Annotated in this window: 20 protein-coding genes; 9 read left to right on the forward strand and 11 right to left on the reverse strand. The window is 40.9% G+C overall.

The window, feature by feature from the left end; all coding sequences use genetic code 11:
• Positions 1-78 precede the first annotated feature (78 nt).
• From FC98_RS06465 to FC98_RS06480, 4 genes are all read right to left on the reverse strand, one after another.
• Positions 79-393, reverse strand: coding sequence for a rhodanese-like domain-containing protein (locus FC98_RS06465; RefSeq protein ID WP_008856564.1), 315 nt, complete (start codon positions 391-393; stop codon positions 79-81).
• A gap of 142 nt (positions 394-535) precedes the next feature.
• On the reverse strand, positions 536-1,303 hold the full coding sequence (locus FC98_RS06470; protein WP_054654835.1) for an ABC transporter permease: 768 nt from the start codon (positions 1,301-1,303) through the stop codon (positions 536-538).
• A complete protein-coding gene (locus tag FC98_RS06475) occupies positions 1,303-2,208 on the reverse strand; it encodes an ABC transporter ATP-binding protein (RefSeq protein ID WP_008856561.1) in 906 nt (301 codons plus the stop codon). Before FC98_RS06475 ends, FC98_RS06470 begins: the two co-directional genes overlap by 1 nt.
• Positions 2,209-2,259: 51 nt before the next feature.
• A complete protein-coding gene (locus tag FC98_RS06480) occupies positions 2,260-2,844 on the reverse strand; it encodes a helix-turn-helix domain-containing protein (RefSeq protein WP_040471364.1) in 585 nt (194 codons plus the stop codon).
• Positions 2,845-3,433: 589 nt separating this feature from the next.
• On the opposite strand from FC98_RS06480, the gene FC98_RS06485 reads away from it, so the two are divergent.
• The 3 genes from FC98_RS06485 to FC98_RS06495 all read left to right on the forward strand — a co-directional run bounded on the left by FC98_RS06485 (position 3,434) and on the right by FC98_RS06495 (position 6,443).
• Complete coding sequence (locus FC98_RS06485) at positions 3,434-4,201, forward strand: ABC transporter ATP-binding protein (protein ID WP_056949336.1); 768 nt, start codon at positions 3,434-3,436, stop codon at positions 4,199-4,201.
• On the forward strand, positions 4,194-5,768 hold the full coding sequence (locus FC98_RS06490) for a hypothetical protein (protein WP_056949337.1): 1,575 nt from the start codon (positions 4,194-4,196) through the stop codon (positions 5,766-5,768). The genes FC98_RS06485 and FC98_RS06490 overlap by 8 nt, the downstream gene beginning before the upstream one ends.
• Before the next feature lie 288 nt (positions 5,769-6,056).
• Positions 6,057-6,443: a DUF805 domain-containing protein gene (locus FC98_RS06495; RefSeq protein ID WP_008856555.1), complete on the forward strand. Its 387-nt coding sequence runs from the start codon at positions 6,057-6,059 to the stop codon at positions 6,441-6,443.
• Between the two features lie 131 nt (positions 6,444-6,574).
• Here FC98_RS06495 and FC98_RS06500 read toward each other — a convergent pair whose 3' ends face one another.
• Positions 6,575-7,201 (reverse strand): SAP domain-containing protein, encoded by a 627-nt coding sequence (locus FC98_RS06500; RefSeq protein WP_008856554.1) that lies wholly within the window; start codon positions 7,199-7,201, stop codon positions 6,575-6,577.
• Between the two features lie 200 nt (positions 7,202-7,401).
• On the opposite strand from FC98_RS06500, the gene FC98_RS06505 reads away from it, so the two are divergent.
• The 4 genes from FC98_RS06505 (at position 7,402) to FC98_RS06525 (ending at position 8,931) form a co-directional block, all read left to right on the forward strand.
• Positions 7,402-7,584: a hypothetical protein gene (locus tag FC98_RS06505; RefSeq protein ID WP_008856553.1), complete on the forward strand. Its 183-nt coding sequence runs from the start codon at positions 7,402-7,404 to the stop codon at positions 7,582-7,584.
• Between the two features lie 267 nt (positions 7,585-7,851).
• Positions 7,852-8,139 carry a hypothetical protein gene (locus FC98_RS06510; RefSeq protein ID WP_008856551.1) on the forward strand — a complete coding sequence of 96 codons (288 nt, stop codon included), beginning with the start codon at positions 7,852-7,854 and terminating at the stop codon, positions 8,137-8,139.
• Between the two features lie 131 nt (positions 8,140-8,270).
• Positions 8,271-8,594, forward strand: coding sequence for a hypothetical protein (locus FC98_RS14645; protein ID WP_054654843.1), 324 nt, complete (start codon positions 8,271-8,273; stop codon positions 8,592-8,594).
• A complete protein-coding gene (locus FC98_RS06525; RefSeq protein WP_054654845.1) occupies positions 8,584-8,931 on the forward strand; it encodes a hypothetical protein in 348 nt (115 codons plus the stop codon). Before FC98_RS14645 ends, FC98_RS06525 begins: the two co-directional genes overlap by 11 nt.
• A 12-nt stretch (positions 8,932-8,943) precedes the next feature.
• Here FC98_RS06525 and FC98_RS06530 read toward each other — a convergent pair whose 3' ends face one another.
• Entirely contained in the window at positions 8,944-9,300 is a 357-nt protein-coding gene (locus FC98_RS06530) for a DUF6483 family protein (RefSeq protein ID WP_008856548.1), read from the reverse strand.
• 288 nt (positions 9,301-9,588) lie between these two features.
• On the opposite strand from FC98_RS06530, the gene FC98_RS06535 reads away from it, so the two are divergent.
• Positions 9,589-10,161 (forward strand): helix-turn-helix transcriptional regulator, encoded by a 573-nt coding sequence (locus FC98_RS06535; protein ID WP_008856546.1) that lies wholly within the window; start codon positions 9,589-9,591, stop codon positions 10,159-10,161.
• 134 nt (positions 10,162-10,295) lie between these two features.
• Complete coding sequence (locus FC98_RS06540) at positions 10,296-10,817, forward strand: helix-turn-helix domain-containing protein (protein WP_008856545.1); 522 nt, start codon at positions 10,296-10,298, stop codon at positions 10,815-10,817.
• On the opposite strand, the gene FC98_RS06545 is transcribed toward FC98_RS06540, so the two are convergent.
• From FC98_RS06545 to FC98_RS06560, 5 genes are all read right to left on the reverse strand, one after another.
• Complete coding sequence (locus FC98_RS06545) at positions 10,810-11,172, reverse strand: DUF5626 family protein (RefSeq protein WP_008856544.1); 363 nt, start codon at positions 11,170-11,172, stop codon at positions 10,810-10,812. The two genes, FC98_RS06540 and FC98_RS06545, sit on opposite strands and share 8 nt — an antisense overlap.
• Positions 11,173-11,201: 29 nt before the next feature.
• Entirely contained in the window at positions 11,202-11,393 is a 192-nt protein-coding gene (locus FC98_RS06550) for a hypothetical protein (RefSeq protein WP_008856543.1), read from the reverse strand.
• 251 nt (positions 11,394-11,644) lie between these two features.
• Positions 11,645-11,764, reverse strand: coding sequence for a putative metal homeostasis protein (locus tag FC98_RS14650; protein ID WP_156637238.1), 120 nt, complete (start codon positions 11,762-11,764; stop codon positions 11,645-11,647).
• A gap of 28 nt (positions 11,765-11,792) precedes the next feature.
• Complete coding sequence (rpsN, locus tag FC98_RS06555) at positions 11,793-12,062, reverse strand: 30S ribosomal protein S14 (protein ID WP_008856541.1); 270 nt, start codon at positions 12,060-12,062, stop codon at positions 11,793-11,795.
• Between the two features lie 521 nt (positions 12,063-12,583).
• Entirely contained in the window at positions 12,584-13,189 is a 606-nt protein-coding gene (locus tag FC98_RS06560; protein ID WP_050806265.1) for a helix-turn-helix domain-containing protein, read from the reverse strand.
• Between the last annotated feature and the right edge of the window lie 162 nt (positions 13,190-13,351).

Genomic DNA, 13,351 nt, shown 5'->3' on the forward strand with positions numbered 1-13,351 from the left:
AAGAACGTGTTTCCTTGCTCACCATCAAAAACCACTTAACTTCAATCTAGGTTGCTGCCAGAATCGTAAGCCGCGCCATTAGTTTGTCTTGGTTACAGCTCCCTGCCAAGCATTCATGCCACCCTTGACAGCAATCACCTTATAGCCATCATCACTCAAAATAGTAGCTGCTTCTTTGCTTCGATGACCTGAACGGCAAATTAAGTACCATGGTTGTGGATAGTTCGGTTCATCAATGCCGCGGGTTATTTGCGATAATGGCCAATTCTTAGCACCTGGAATATGGCCGTCCTGATATTCATTTTCCTCCCGAACATCCACAATCGTCGGTTTCATCGACAGTTGCTTTTGCAATTTAGCAGTTGAAATTTGCTTGAATTTAAAGAATAACATTCTGATTCCTTCTTTCAAAACAGTATCTAACCGGTGAACGATTACTTACAGGCTAACATTTCTGACTAGCTTTTAAAGGCATTGCCAATATTTGGCGAATCGGAAATTCGTGAAGGCTTTAGTTTGACCGTTAATGAAGGCCCTAGATTGGCTTATGTTTAAACATTTCATAGCCAAGGACTAGAAACACAAGCGCATAAATCACGTTCCCCCAAATCAACGATGGCAAACTTAACAGTGTATTATGATCGTATGATGGATTGGACCATTCATTTGATAGAAAGAGCATATTAAATGGGTTCCATTTCAAAATAACTGAAAGGCTGCCAGCCGCTTTTAAGAGCAACTCTGATACGCCTTGGCCAACAAAACAAACCACAATGCCAGTCGCAATTGCCACCGCGCTAGTCTTGCTGACACATGCCAACATGACAATCATCCCAATAATAATTAGCGATCCCAGAAGGTCAACTAAAGTTTCCGTTACCAAATTAGTCATCAGAGATTGGCCATACAAGTAGTTTTGATTAAAAGCAAATCGTCGACCGTAAATAAGTGGCTTTAAAATCAACGTCAAGCCAAAAACTAACCCATGAAGATAGATATCATAAGCGCCAATGACCAAAAACTTTGCCAAAAAGACAAGTGTGCGACCGTTACCCTGAACAATCAAATGCTTGATGGTGCCGTACTCAAACTCCGAGGAAATTGTATTCGCAGCAATCACGATCAACATGATCATCGCCCACTGAAATCCCGCAAAGCCGGCTGAAATATAAAAACGAGCATCGCTGGAATGGATCGTCATAGCACCAACGATTCCCATTAGAACAAATATGACTAGCGGTGTATACACCGTACTTCTCTTATGCCACACCTTATAAAATTCCTGTCTCAATATATCAGCCATTACGCACGCACCTCGCTTTTACTTTCATCAAGCATCTTGACCAAAATAGACTCAATATCGGTTTGGCAATGATAAATATTTGTGATGGCAATTCCGTGATTAATTAAAAAGGGCAATAATTCAACGATTCCCTGAGATGCTGATAAGGTAACCGATATTTGCCCATTACGAATTTCTGCTTGATAGCCATTATTGACCAGGATCTCTTTGGCTTCGATATTATTACGAGTTTGTAAAATATAGTCATGATTGTCAGCTTGACGAAGCTCGCTAATGGCCGTTGCCAAAACCACTTTACCATCATTGATTAAAATAACGTCGTCAACAATTTTAGCTAATTCACTTAAAATATGACTGGAAACAATAAAAGTGGTTCCTTTCTTTGCCCGTTTCATAATCAAATGACGGAGATCCCGATTAGATTGGGGATCCAGCCCGTTCATTGGTTCATCTAGAATAACCAATTCTGGTTGGTTAATGATTGCCAGCGCAATGCCTAATTTTTGTTTCATCCCCAGTGAATAATGGGTTGCTTTGCGATTAATATAATGGTTCATATGAAGCTCATCGATCACTTCTTGAATATCGGCTTTGTTGGATGAATATAGTTGAAAGTGCTGTAACCCGGTCAAAAATGGGTAAATAGCCGGTTTTTCAATTAAAAAACCAACTTTTCGAAAAACTGATTGATCATGCGCTTTGACTGAGCGGCCGTCAAAAACGACTTGACCGCTAAAGCTAGGGTAAAGCCCTAAAATCGCCTTCATAATTGTTGATTTACCAGCGCCATTGGGGCCAACCAGGCCGACAACTTTACCACGGAGGATCGTAAACGACACGTGATCCAAGACTTGCTTATTACCAAATTTCTTACTGAGATTGTGTACTTTTAGTATCTGAGTCATTGATATCCCTTCCCTATTTCATCACGGAAACTTCAATCGCCCAGAGTGACACTAACGATGTACCCTTACCAACCGTTTAATCTGAATTGCCGCATCAATTAATACAATCAAACCAATGACATAACATGTAATGTTGAGGCCAGCTCCCATAGCGGAAAGGTTGAACCAGCCACTAATGAATGCTAACACACCAAATGCAACCTCTCCGGTTAGAAAAGGAATTTGGGAGTTAATTAGCCGCCGACCATAGCGGGATACCAGTAATCGGAGTCCAATCGCAAACATGAAAAGAAAGTCTACCCATAAAAACCCACGTGAGGTAGAAAGTTGCGTGATCCGTTCTACGAATATGACCACGATCATAATCGTAATGATCGTAGCAGGGTGTTTCGCATACTTCGTTTTATCAAAGGTTGTTGTAGCTGATTCATCCAGGTTCCCCGTCAGTTCATCAAGTGATATATGATAAATGGCTGCCAATTGCGTTAAGGAATCAATGTCCGGTCGATTTCTACCAGTTTCCCAACTTGAAATTGTTTTCCGTGAAACATGTAATTTATCTGCCAGTTCTTGTTGCGTAAACGCAGCCTCACTCCTTTTTAATTTAAGTTGTTGGGCAAAATGATTTTCGATCATCATGATCCTCCTAAAAGTAATGCCAACCGTCTATTCCAGCAAGCTATTCATTCTAGCACTAGCGAAATGACTGCTATTCTAAAGGGATAAAATAATAATTTTATGTATGTTGCTAAGTAATTGAAAACCGGAAACTTATGGTTTTTAATATAAACTTCCTAAATATTTTATACGCCAAATCAGCCTCTACCGCAAGTCATATCAGGAATTAGAAGAATCCTACTGATTTTTATCATAAAGTGGAAGCATACTTCCATATTTTATATTTTTATCTCCAAATGGAAGTATGATTCCATTTGGAGACAACTTTGTCATGTATTAATCAAAAATAACCACTCTAATGCCACGTCTTAGAAACTCAGCTCCCCAATCCATTGCCTTGAACAAACTTTCAGCGTACATTCAGTGTGTCAAGAACACTAATTTTAATATTTAATTCGACAACTTATATGGATTCCTGATAGTATTATCACCAATTGCTATCAGGAATTTTAGATTTTTTATGGCTCACACAACAATAATCATTTTGAGAGGTGTGCCGCTAACCTATTTGTGACCTAACTAATTTTTGAAAAAGGAGCTTCCCTGCATGATCGAATTTAACCATCTACAAAAGGTGTATGACTCAACTGCTGCCTTGAAGGACCTATCACTTCGCATTCCCAATGGTAAAATTTTTGGTTTCCTCGGCCATAACGGCGCTGGGAAATCAACCACTTTAAAAAGTTTGGTGAGCGTCATTGAACCTACCTCAGGCACCATCACCGTCGATGGTGACAACTTAGCCGACCACCGGCTTGCCATCAAAAAACGAATTGGCTACGTACCGGATTCCCCTGATATTTTTCTCGAACTCACCGCCAACGATTATTGGGATCTCATTGCTTCAGCCTATCAAATTCCAAAGGACCATCGCCATAAGCGACAAGCTGAGCTCATGGATCTTTTTGATATGACTGCCCACGCTGATTCACCCATTGGCGACTTCTCTCACGGAATGCGGCAAAAAGCCATCGTCATCGGTGCCCTTCTCCCTGATCCAGATATCTGGGTCCTTGATGAACCAATGACTGGCTTGGATCCCCAAGCAATCTATGATTTGAAACAATTAATGAGAAACCACGCCGCTAAGGGGAAAACAGTCATCTTTTCGACCCACGTTCTTGCCACTGCCCAGGAACTATGCGATGATTTAGCCATTTTACGTCACGGTGACTTAATTTATAATGGTTCCGTTAAGCAGCTGCTCAGCACCATGCCAGACGCAACGTTAGAAACCATTTATCTTAAAATGGCCGGCAGAACGGCTGACCAGCAGACTGTCAACGACCTTGAGAGAAGTGATCGCAATGATTAATCGTCAGCTACTACAACTTATGAAAGTTAACCTGCTATACGCCAACCCACAATTGACACGCCGACAGCGGGAAAAGGGCAAAACTGGCACCGCTCTTTATCGCTCTTTAATCAGCCAATACCTTGCGATTGGGGTGGTCTTTGCAGTTATTTTTGGTGGCACCATGTTATTTGCTGATCTCTATCACAACGTTGGTGTCTTCACCAATCTAATCGCCCTCTTTACCATCATTGGCCTTACGCAAACGATCACTGCCATTAATAACGTCTTTTTCGAAAGTAAGGACCTTAAAGATTACCTGCCATTGCCATTGAACCAATGGGCCGTTTTCGTTGCCAAGTTTTCGGTTATCGTTTTAATAATCTTACCAATGGAAATTCCAGCTTGGCTCATCTTTATACTAGCTGGTGTAAAAGCTGGCCGGTTTATTGGAATTAGCATTGCCATCGGCACAATCATGTTCGTCCTTTTCTACACTTGTTTATTTTTAGCCTGTTCTACTGCAATTTTTAGCTTTGCCCAAACTAAAGTCTATCAACATCATCAAAAATTGATGACTTTCTTGATGACCGGCTTATCAATGGTGGCAATGTTTGCCGCAATTTTTGTGATGAACACAACCGACGACGGCCAATCCGTTAACTCATTTATTATTCCTGGATTCTCCCAGCTCCATCAAGCGGTGGCTAACCCGTTCAGCATGGAGAGCTTCATCGTTATTGCCATTTTGCTTGGCGGAATTGCTATCTTTGGGGCGATCATGCAGAAGATTCTCTTGCCTAAAGTATTAAGTGGTACCAATGTTCAACAGATTCGCAAACCAAAGCGGAAACATAAAAGCAATGGTGGCATGACCCGTCAGTTTATTCGTTATAATTTAGGATTGTTAAAAAATCCCAATCTGTTAATGCAGTCGCTTTCGATGACAATCTTTCCCGTTTGTATTTTTACCATTATTTTTGTCTTTCAAGATGGCCTTAACTTGGCTTTGTTGCCTGCCCAAGATGCTGGCGTAACCTTCCTCGCTGGGATTGCCGTTGCTGTCACGGCAATCAATCAGGGATCGCTGGTCGGTGTATTCATTTCGCTAGATCGGCAAAACTTGTCGTTTATCAAATCCTTACCAATCGACTTCAAAAGCTACCTTTGGCTAAAGTTTAAGCTCATTGTCATGCTTCAAGGAATCATCTTAATGATCCTCGCAATCGCACTCGGCGTCCTAACTAAATTAATATGGCTTAATATTTTAACGCTCTCACTAGGCGTTCTCCTCGGAAATCTGCTTGCCAGTGCCTACAACTTCACCCGCGACTGGCGGTTATTAGATCTCACTTGGACAAATGCCACTCAATTGTTCAACCGTGGTGGAGGCAACCTATTAATCGGCCTCGTTACATTTGGCACAATTATCATTGGTGCCACGTTGATTACAGTCTATATCTTACTAGTTCGTGCTTACTCACCATTACTTATTAATAGCGTGGCAATGCTCCTAATTGCAGCACCATCCATTTGGCTACTGTGGCATTATTATCGCTACTGGCTGAAGGCAAACTTGGCATTATGACACACTAACTGGCCTTATAATCAGTATGATATAAGATTAGTAATTTTTCAGCTCATTAAAATTAAAAAGCCCTCAACAGTTACTGTGCCGGTTATTGTTGAGGGCTTTGGTGTTCATATTGACATGACTTCTTTGCAACATAGATATACCATGGCAATTTTCAAATGTGAACTCAAATCACCAGCATTGAACCCTAATGATACAAAGCCCATTACCTAGACGAATTCTGCAGACAATTCTAAACAAGTGCTACAATGAAAGTATTCATTTTCACCAAAGGAGAATTTCATGATTAACAGTTACAAAGAATTCTGGACTCATATTTTTACGATGAACGCCAAAGCTAATCGGTCACAATATTGGTGGCCAGTCATTATTAACTATATTCTTGGCGGGATTGCTGTTGGTATTATTGAAAACATTCTGGGACATCCACTAAGCACGATCTACACACCAGGCGACCTATACGTTGATTCAACCGTTCGCTCAGTTGCCTTTGTCGTTTGGATTGGCACCTTTACCGTTAAGGCTCGCCGATTGCACGATACTAACCGCAGCGCCTGGTGGATTTTGATTGAAATCATTCCGCTTATTGGGACAATCTGGTTCTTTATTTTAACTTTACTACCAGGTGTTTCCGATTCCCGTTGGGGTAAAAATCAACGGAATATCTAACCTTAACTCAATAATCATCATGCACAAAGTAAAGCCCTTAACAACAACTACCTAAATTGCTGTTAGGGCTCTATTTATGTAGAAGTCATTTCTCCAATAGCACTTCATCAAAAAGCACAACTTAATCCTAATCAATCATTAAATCCCTGCTTCAAAAATGGCTTAATTTCATCGCCATACTTTATTAATAAATCATGTTGATAACTTTTAGGCCCCGTCGACCGTTTAACTTTCTGCCAGAGAATAACCGCTACTTTTATTTTCTGGTTAAACCGCAAACTAGTTGGATCTGCGCAAAAGTCCTTCACAAAGTTATTCCATTGATAGGTTTGCGCCTCTTTTGACTGACTAACGAGCTGGTCCGACTCTTCATATTCTCTAATTAAATCACCAACTGTAATCGCTAAATCGTTATCGGTTTCCGCTTTGCGTTTGATAACCGCCATTTTCTTTTTAAACGAGAACTTAGTGACCCCAAAATAGTTAGCAAAGAATTTTCGGGCGGCATCATTAAAAGCAAATCCGGAACCAACTAGTGGCGTTTGAAGCGAGATTTCATCCGAAGTCAACAATTTATGGATTGGGCGCTTGCGATTGGGGTGAATCATCTGCTTTGGCGTCCCAGATAAATATGCCAGAATATAATGATTCAATTCAGCTTTGGTACCATACGTTGGCAAGCCATATGATCGACACAACGCAATCAGATCGGTTTTATAGTAATATTTAGACTTAAATTGAGCTGGTGTGATGATCATTAGCCTCCAAGAAATTCTAATTTAAATTAATTATACGCTTTATTCAAATGAAGCTTGAAAATGAAATTTGGAACGGTCAAAATTAATATATGCCCCGTTAGCGATGATCAATGCCTAATGTAAACTAATGGTTTCTTGTCAGCAGCCTACTAATCATGATATGGTGCCAATATATTGATAGTAAAGGAGTAGCCTAAATCTTGAAGAAGCACCTATTTTGGGTCATACTTGCGATTTCGTTTATCTTCGCAATTATGAGTTGGGGGCTCAGCCAAGTTTGGATTCAATTATTTCCACAAGAAGCGGCCTTATTGACCGCAACCACAATCATCATTTTTTCGTTGATTGCAATTCAGCTAATTGATTCACTAGAAAATAACTAACTGGTAACATCGGGGGAATTCGTATCAATCACACCAGAAATCAAATCACTAAACAAGCAACAAAATACACCAGGATCACGAAGACTCTTGATTGGCTGTGGCTTTTATCCGTCATTATCCTTTTGATTACCTGGTTTCTTCACATGACACTGCTACAAGTTATCACTGGTTTTATAGTTGGACTAAGTTCTTTGGTAACGCTGGCTTTTGAGCTTCTCAACTTATTCCAACAGCGAAAGGACTTATCAAAGAAGGAAGGACCCCATCATGACTAAACAACTACTCAAAAAAGCCGCCCGGGCAACTAATGCGTGGTTTGGCATTGGCATTTTGGGCGGCATTATTTTCATTCCAATTGACCTCCTCTTTCATAAACAAAATAACTTGCTTGACCTATTCCAATTACTCATTCAATTCATTAGAAATCATTCTTTGATTGGCATTGGTTTAATTATTGGTTGCCTCGCAGCTGGGTGGCTCATCATCTTCTTAGTCATTTACTTTTTTGTTTGGCTTAATCAGGCGATGGCTAACAAAGATTATTTTCATAAGTGAGGTCATTCTAATGGCTAAAATCCGCCAGTTTTCAATTCAAATTAAGGAACATCCATTTGAGACGTTGCTTTTAATTATGTCAATCGCCCTCTTCCGCTGGGTACTGTCTTTAAACAGCATTCTCGAATGGATTGTCATTTCATTGCCAGCAGGCTACTGGTTATTCATTATTTTCGAATTTTGGAGGAGTCAGAAAGATCAGAACTCATCGAATTCATCATCAAAATAACGCTGGCAACGGCCGCCGATTGATCAAAGTTGGCTTAATCATCAGCCTCTTGGTCGTCGCCTTCTTCTGTGATTACTACAAATCAGACTTCCACCAAACACCAATTTTCTGGATCCTTACCATCATTGAAGTTGGTTGCACCACTTTTTCTGGTGGCTACGTGGGCTGGCAAATTACGGCAAGATTTCAAACTAAGAAAAAGGGTCAGGGTAAAAATGAAAGCTAACAAGTATATCACCCATTACTTTAAAACTAATTCAACGGAATATCGCCAAGCCGTCATTAATCAACAGACCTTCCGAATTGGGAAACGCGTCTTTCACCTATCGACACTTTGCTGGATGCTACTCATTGTTTCATTAAGCCTACTCGCCATTTCTGAGACCAGTGGCTTAGGGTTCACCCTCTTTGGAATTGCCATTTTAGGCTTCATCGATGTGGTCAACGCAAGCCTGATTGCCCGGGGACTCGGAATAATTTCAAGCATCATCTTGAGTACCCTATTGACGCTTATCTTTGGAGGCTTACTGCTGTTTTTAGCCGCTATTCTCTTCCATTTCTAGTAACCGCCCAGCCTATTTTAGTTGAGCTTTCAATTGCTTCAACCTATCTAAAATGAGATTTTTTGAGTAGCCACCTTTCCTTAGCTCGTCATCGCTCAGCTGGTTGAGTTGTGTAAAGAACCATCGGCTGAGGTTGAAATATTCACTGTGAGGAACCGCAAACGTCAATCGTGCTAATTTTTCAGCTGCTAGGTTGTATTGCCGATTATCAATCAATTTCTGTAAATCCAACTGATGGGGCAGCTGTTCTCCCTGCTTCTTAGGAAACACAATTTGAGTTGGCCCACCATTTTTACCGCTAATCATCACGCCTAATCCTTGGCCAATTGATCGAATTTGCCGAGTTAAAAAATCTTCATCTTGTTGCATCAGATCATCCCTATCTTGCGAATTTGTTGAAGGTCATTGCTAACATATCATGATCGGATTACCATTGATAGCAAACGGGCACGGTATTCGACTAATGTAAACAACTTTAATCATCCTAAGTGAGCGGAGCAAAGCGCTTAGAAATCGGAGTGTAAGCACCTGTCGAGGAAATTCCTGGGTTTGGAATTTTTTCGATAGGTGCTTACACGCAGATTCCTGCTTTGCACAGTTGTCCTACATAAAAGCTTCACTCGATAACCAATCGAAAACTAAAGAGGTGTGGTTTGCATGTATGTCACGAACCAATTAATCAGATTGCGCAAACAATTCGGCTTTACCCAGACTGATGTTGCGAAAAAGATTCACGTTTCAAGGCAAACTGTCTCCCACTGGGAAAACGGCCGAACTTACCCAGATATTCAAAGTCTCCAGTTACTTTGCGAATTATATGACGTCTCGCTAACTGATTTAGTTAGTGGCGACCTCACAGTAATGAAGGGAAACTTAAAACGACAACGCATTGGCCGCTTAATGGTGGTAATCATCGGCTGCATTATTTTGACCTACCTTTCGCTGCTAACAATGCGTTGGGTTCCGGTCGGTATTGCCATGATGCTAGTAGCAACATTTGCAACACTTGGGGTTGTCTTTAGCATTATCCTAATCACCCAAACCAAGTTTCTTGAGTTAAATACATATCGTCAAATTTTACACTATTTAAAGACGGGTGAAGCTAATCCCGTCAAAAAAAGCACTAAGCAAAGAACCGTGATCATTGTCACTTCGGCTTTGCTTGGTGCTGCTATTGGGCTTACCTTAACGCTATTAATTGGCATCTTCATTTTGGGATGGCATTTTTAACTTCAGCCAAATTTTAAGTTAATTAGTCATTAATTTGAAGCTTATCTGTCGGTTTAACGGTACTTTAGGTTTCACTTCGCAAACTAATTAAGACATGCTATATTGAACATAGACACAAGAAGGGTGGGATTACCATGGAGGATTTAGCTCAACAACTAAAAGAGGCCCGCATTAACCGCGGGCTATCACAAAACGAAGTCGCGACCATCCTGCATGTTTCCCGACAATCGATCTCAAAGTGGGAAAATGGTCGCGGCTATCCGGATATTGATAATTTGATTTCACTAAGCCAATTATACCAAACCTCCACTGACCAGCTACTTAAACAAAATGACCAGCTCGCCCAGGAAGTTCAGGAACACAAGACGATTCCAATGGGTCAAAACAAGCCCAAACAGGCTTCCATGGCGCTCTACCAGAATAACGACGAAGGCATCATTCTCTTAATTTTAACGCTGGTTTCCGCGTTGGTACCAATTGTTGGAATATTCTTACCAATGTACGTTCTTTGGCGAAACAACAAATACAACAGTCTTCACAAGACAATTATTGTCGTTTCAGCTGTTGTCATTCTAATTAGTTTAGTGAGTGTTTATGTGATTATTAGTGACAATTGGCTTCATCCATCTGGCACCAAAATTTACAAGATTAACTAGTCGTGACGTGGATTCGATGATTGGTAACTTTGGTCTTTAACTGAGTTTGATAAATAACGCTGCCAACCTTTCGTGTCATATGTAACGTTACTTTATTTCGAGTAGGCTGGGAAAGGCTCTTTTTCACGATTGAACCGACAATCCCTTTGGCCTTGACGTGAGACACATCGGTAATCTGATTACCACGGGTTGTGACATCATATCGGGCTTCCCAAGAAAGCGCAGAAACGTGCGAAACCCGATAGGTAGCCGCGTGAATTCGAACAGTTGCGCACAAGGTTAAAATAACGATTGTCATTGCCATCATCAACTTTTTGATTTGGTTCATCCCCTCGAGAATTATTGCTATAAACATACCCCAATTCCCGGGTTTGCGCAAATTCGCTAGTCCTGAATCTGTTGAAAGGTCCACACATCCAGTATTAAAGTGATGGTTATCACCAAAATGATTTGATCTAAATCACTTACTTGAAATTCACGATTAACAATCGCCATGATTGGATCAATTAAAAATCCAAGCGCTGCTATATTAAGGATTCCAAATATCATTGAAAAGAAAATTTGTTTCAACTTCATGGTGGTCACCTTTCTCTGGCTATGCTGCTTAACCAATCAACGGCGTTAATTGGTCCTTTTTGCAAAATATACTTTTATTTTAGCACCCAAGATAGTCCCGCCAAGAAGCTGTTAGTTTACGTCCTCGGTCTTCTGGTTTACCTAAATGGAAACTAGGTTTGCGCTTATTTTTTATCTACGCATTTTTTGAAATGGTTAAAGATAATCAAAAAACGGACACAAAATTTTACCTTTGTGCCCGCTTTTTGATGCTATCCAGCATGCCGCTTTTGAGTCTTAGCTTCCTTGATAATCTTCAGTGCACGTTTACGAGTCTTAATGCTTGGACTCTGCAGCCACCGATATGCACTTGCTAAATCTTGTTTTTCCATATTATCACCCCTTAGAATGACAACTTACCTACCAGCTTGCCTTGTGAACGCCTGGAATTTGGCCCATGTGAGCATACTTTCGGAAGTTCAATCGGGACATGCCGAACTTTCGCATATAAGCGCGTGGCCGGCCATCCAATTCATCCCGATTCCGCAGACGAATTGGGTTCGAATCCTTGGGAAGCTTTGCTAATTCAGCATAGTTCCCTTCTTTCTTTAATTCTCGGCGAATATCGGCATACTTAGCGATCATTGCCTTTTGTCTTTCATATTTTGCAACCTTAGATTTTTTTGCCATGTTTTCCTCCTAAAAATAAAGTGAGCGGAGCAAAGCGTTTAGAACTCGGAGCATAAGTCTCCACCAGCAGGAATTCCCGGTTTTGGAATTTTTGCTGGTGGTGCTTATGTGCAGAGTTCTGCTTTGCGCAGCTGTCCTAAAAATAAAGTGAGCGGAGTCAGGCGCTTAGAAACCGGAACGTAAGTCTCCTTGGAGAGAAATTCCTGGGTCTGGAATTTTTCTCCAAGGTGCTTACGTGTAGGTTTCTGCCTGATGCAGCTATCCTAAATAAAGTGAGCGGAGCAAAGCGGTTAGGGATCGGAGTGTAAGTTTCCTCTAACGAAAATTCCGGGTTTGGGGATTTTTGTTAGAGGTGCTTACGCGCAGATCCCTGCTTTGTGCAGCTGTCCTAATACAATTCCTAAAAACACCTTTTAAAAATTCATTTGCGATATTCTCAAACAGTAACGATTACTATTATGTACAAAGTCAATAATTTTGTCAAGCATCATTCTTATTGGAAATTCAATTCTTATCTCAAATCACAACGTGCCCCTACGCCTTCGACTCCAATAAACAGCCTCAATCAATAACACACCTAACCATAGCCCCATAGTGACCGGAATAATTTCTCCAGCCGTTTGGCGGTTAAAATACCAGCTAATAATTGCAATAACACTTAAAATAATAACCAACGGCCAGACTAATTTTCGATTATTCGGCCACCGCTCTAATTTAGATTTGCCAGTTAATTCCTCGACCAATCGATTGATTCGCATTAGAACTAAAAGGTTAATCAGGGCTACTAGCAATAGCAATGCCCCAGCAATCCCAGCGTGATGAACAAATAACAAGCTACCCAGGAAAACAAAATCAATGGTAACTGCTCCAATTCGCACCGGTTTAATCCAATCCAAGACTTCCTGTTTCTTCAAATACTCTTTCATACCGACATCCTCCTTCAAGAGAACGTCCAGTGAGATTTGATAATAGTCACTGATTGCAATCAAGCTGTCAATGTCAGGATAACTGTTCTCGGTTTCCCAACTTGAGATCGTTTGCCGCGACACATTTAGGTGCCCAGCAACTTCCTTTTGGGTTAATTCACGTTTAACACGTTCTTGTTTCAGTCGATCACCAAATCTCATCTGGTTGTTCCCCTCTCTTTTATGTAATGCTAGCTTAACGCCCAATGGCACCAACTACCTAGCAAAGAATCTAGGCAGGCTAATCCACCAGGCCCTAGCTAAATATCGGTAACCAGATTTAAGCCAGTTTGCGTTTTGACTTCTAACTATGGCAATGCTATG

Origin of the sequence: Lentilactobacillus kisonensis DSM 19906 = JCM 15041 (genome assembly GCF_001434135.1) — a bacterium.
Classification (GTDB): Bacteria; Bacillota; Bacilli; order Lactobacillales; family Lactobacillaceae; genus Lentilactobacillus; species Lentilactobacillus kisonensis.

What these genes read in the sequence shown, in the direction of transcription:
- FC98_RS06465 (WP_008856564.1), bottom strand. Translation starts at nt 393, where the DNA reads ATGTTATTCTTTAAATTCAAGCAAATTTCAACTGCTAAATTGCAAAAG.
- FC98_RS06470 (WP_054654835.1), bottom strand. Translation starts at nt 1,303, where the DNA reads ATGGCTGATATATTGAGACAGGAATTTTATAAGGTGTGGCATAAGAGA.
- FC98_RS06475 (WP_008856561.1), bottom strand. Translation starts at nt 2,208, where the DNA reads ATGACTCAGATACTAAAAGTACACAATCTCAGTAAGAAATTTGGTAAT.
- FC98_RS06480 (WP_040471364.1), bottom strand. Translation starts at nt 2,844, where the DNA reads ATGATCGAAAATCATTTTGCCCAACAACTTAAATTAAAAAGGAGTGAG.
- FC98_RS06485 (WP_056949336.1), top strand. Translation starts at nt 3,434, where the DNA reads ATGATCGAATTTAACCATCTACAAAAGGTGTATGACTCAACTGCTGCC.
- FC98_RS06490 (WP_056949337.1), top strand. Translation starts at nt 4,194, where the DNA reads ATGATTAATCGTCAGCTACTACAACTTATGAAAGTTAACCTGCTATAC.
- FC98_RS06495 (WP_008856555.1), top strand. Translation starts at nt 6,057, where the DNA reads ATGATTAACAGTTACAAAGAATTCTGGACTCATATTTTTACGATGAAC.
- FC98_RS06500 (WP_008856554.1), bottom strand. Translation starts at nt 7,201, where the DNA reads ATGATCATCACACCAGCTCAATTTAAGTCTAAATATTACTATAAAACC.
- FC98_RS06510 (WP_008856551.1), top strand. Translation starts at nt 7,852, where the DNA reads ATGACTAAACAACTACTCAAAAAAGCCGCCCGGGCAACTAATGCGTGG.
- FC98_RS06525 (WP_054654845.1), top strand. Translation starts at nt 8,584, where the DNA reads ATGAAAGCTAACAAGTATATCACCCATTACTTTAAAACTAATTCAACG.
- FC98_RS06530 (WP_008856548.1), bottom strand. Translation starts at nt 9,300, where the DNA reads ATGCAACAAGATGAAGATTTTTTAACTCGGCAAATTCGATCAATTGGC.
- FC98_RS06535 (WP_008856546.1), top strand. Translation starts at nt 9,589, where the DNA reads ATGTATGTCACGAACCAATTAATCAGATTGCGCAAACAATTCGGCTTT.
- FC98_RS06540 (WP_008856545.1), top strand. Translation starts at nt 10,296, where the DNA reads ATGGAGGATTTAGCTCAACAACTAAAAGAGGCCCGCATTAACCGCGGG.
- FC98_RS06545 (WP_008856544.1), bottom strand. Translation starts at nt 11,172, where the DNA reads ATGTTTATAGCAATAATTCTCGAGGGGATGAACCAAATCAAAAAGTTG.
- FC98_RS06550 (WP_008856543.1), bottom strand. Translation starts at nt 11,393, where the DNA reads ATGAAGTTGAAACAAATTTTCTTTTCAATGATATTTGGAATCCTTAAT.
- FC98_RS14650 (WP_156637238.1), bottom strand. Translation starts at nt 11,764, where the DNA reads ATGGAAAAACAAGATTTAGCAAGTGCATATCGGTGGCTGCAGAGTCCA.
- rpsN (WP_008856541.1), bottom strand. Translation starts at nt 12,062, where the DNA reads ATGGCAAAAAAATCTAAGGTTGCAAAATATGAAAGACAAAAGGCAATG.
- FC98_RS06560 (WP_050806265.1), bottom strand. Translation starts at nt 13,189, where the DNA reads ATGAGATTTGGTGATCGACTGAAACAAGAACGTGTTAAACGTGAATTA.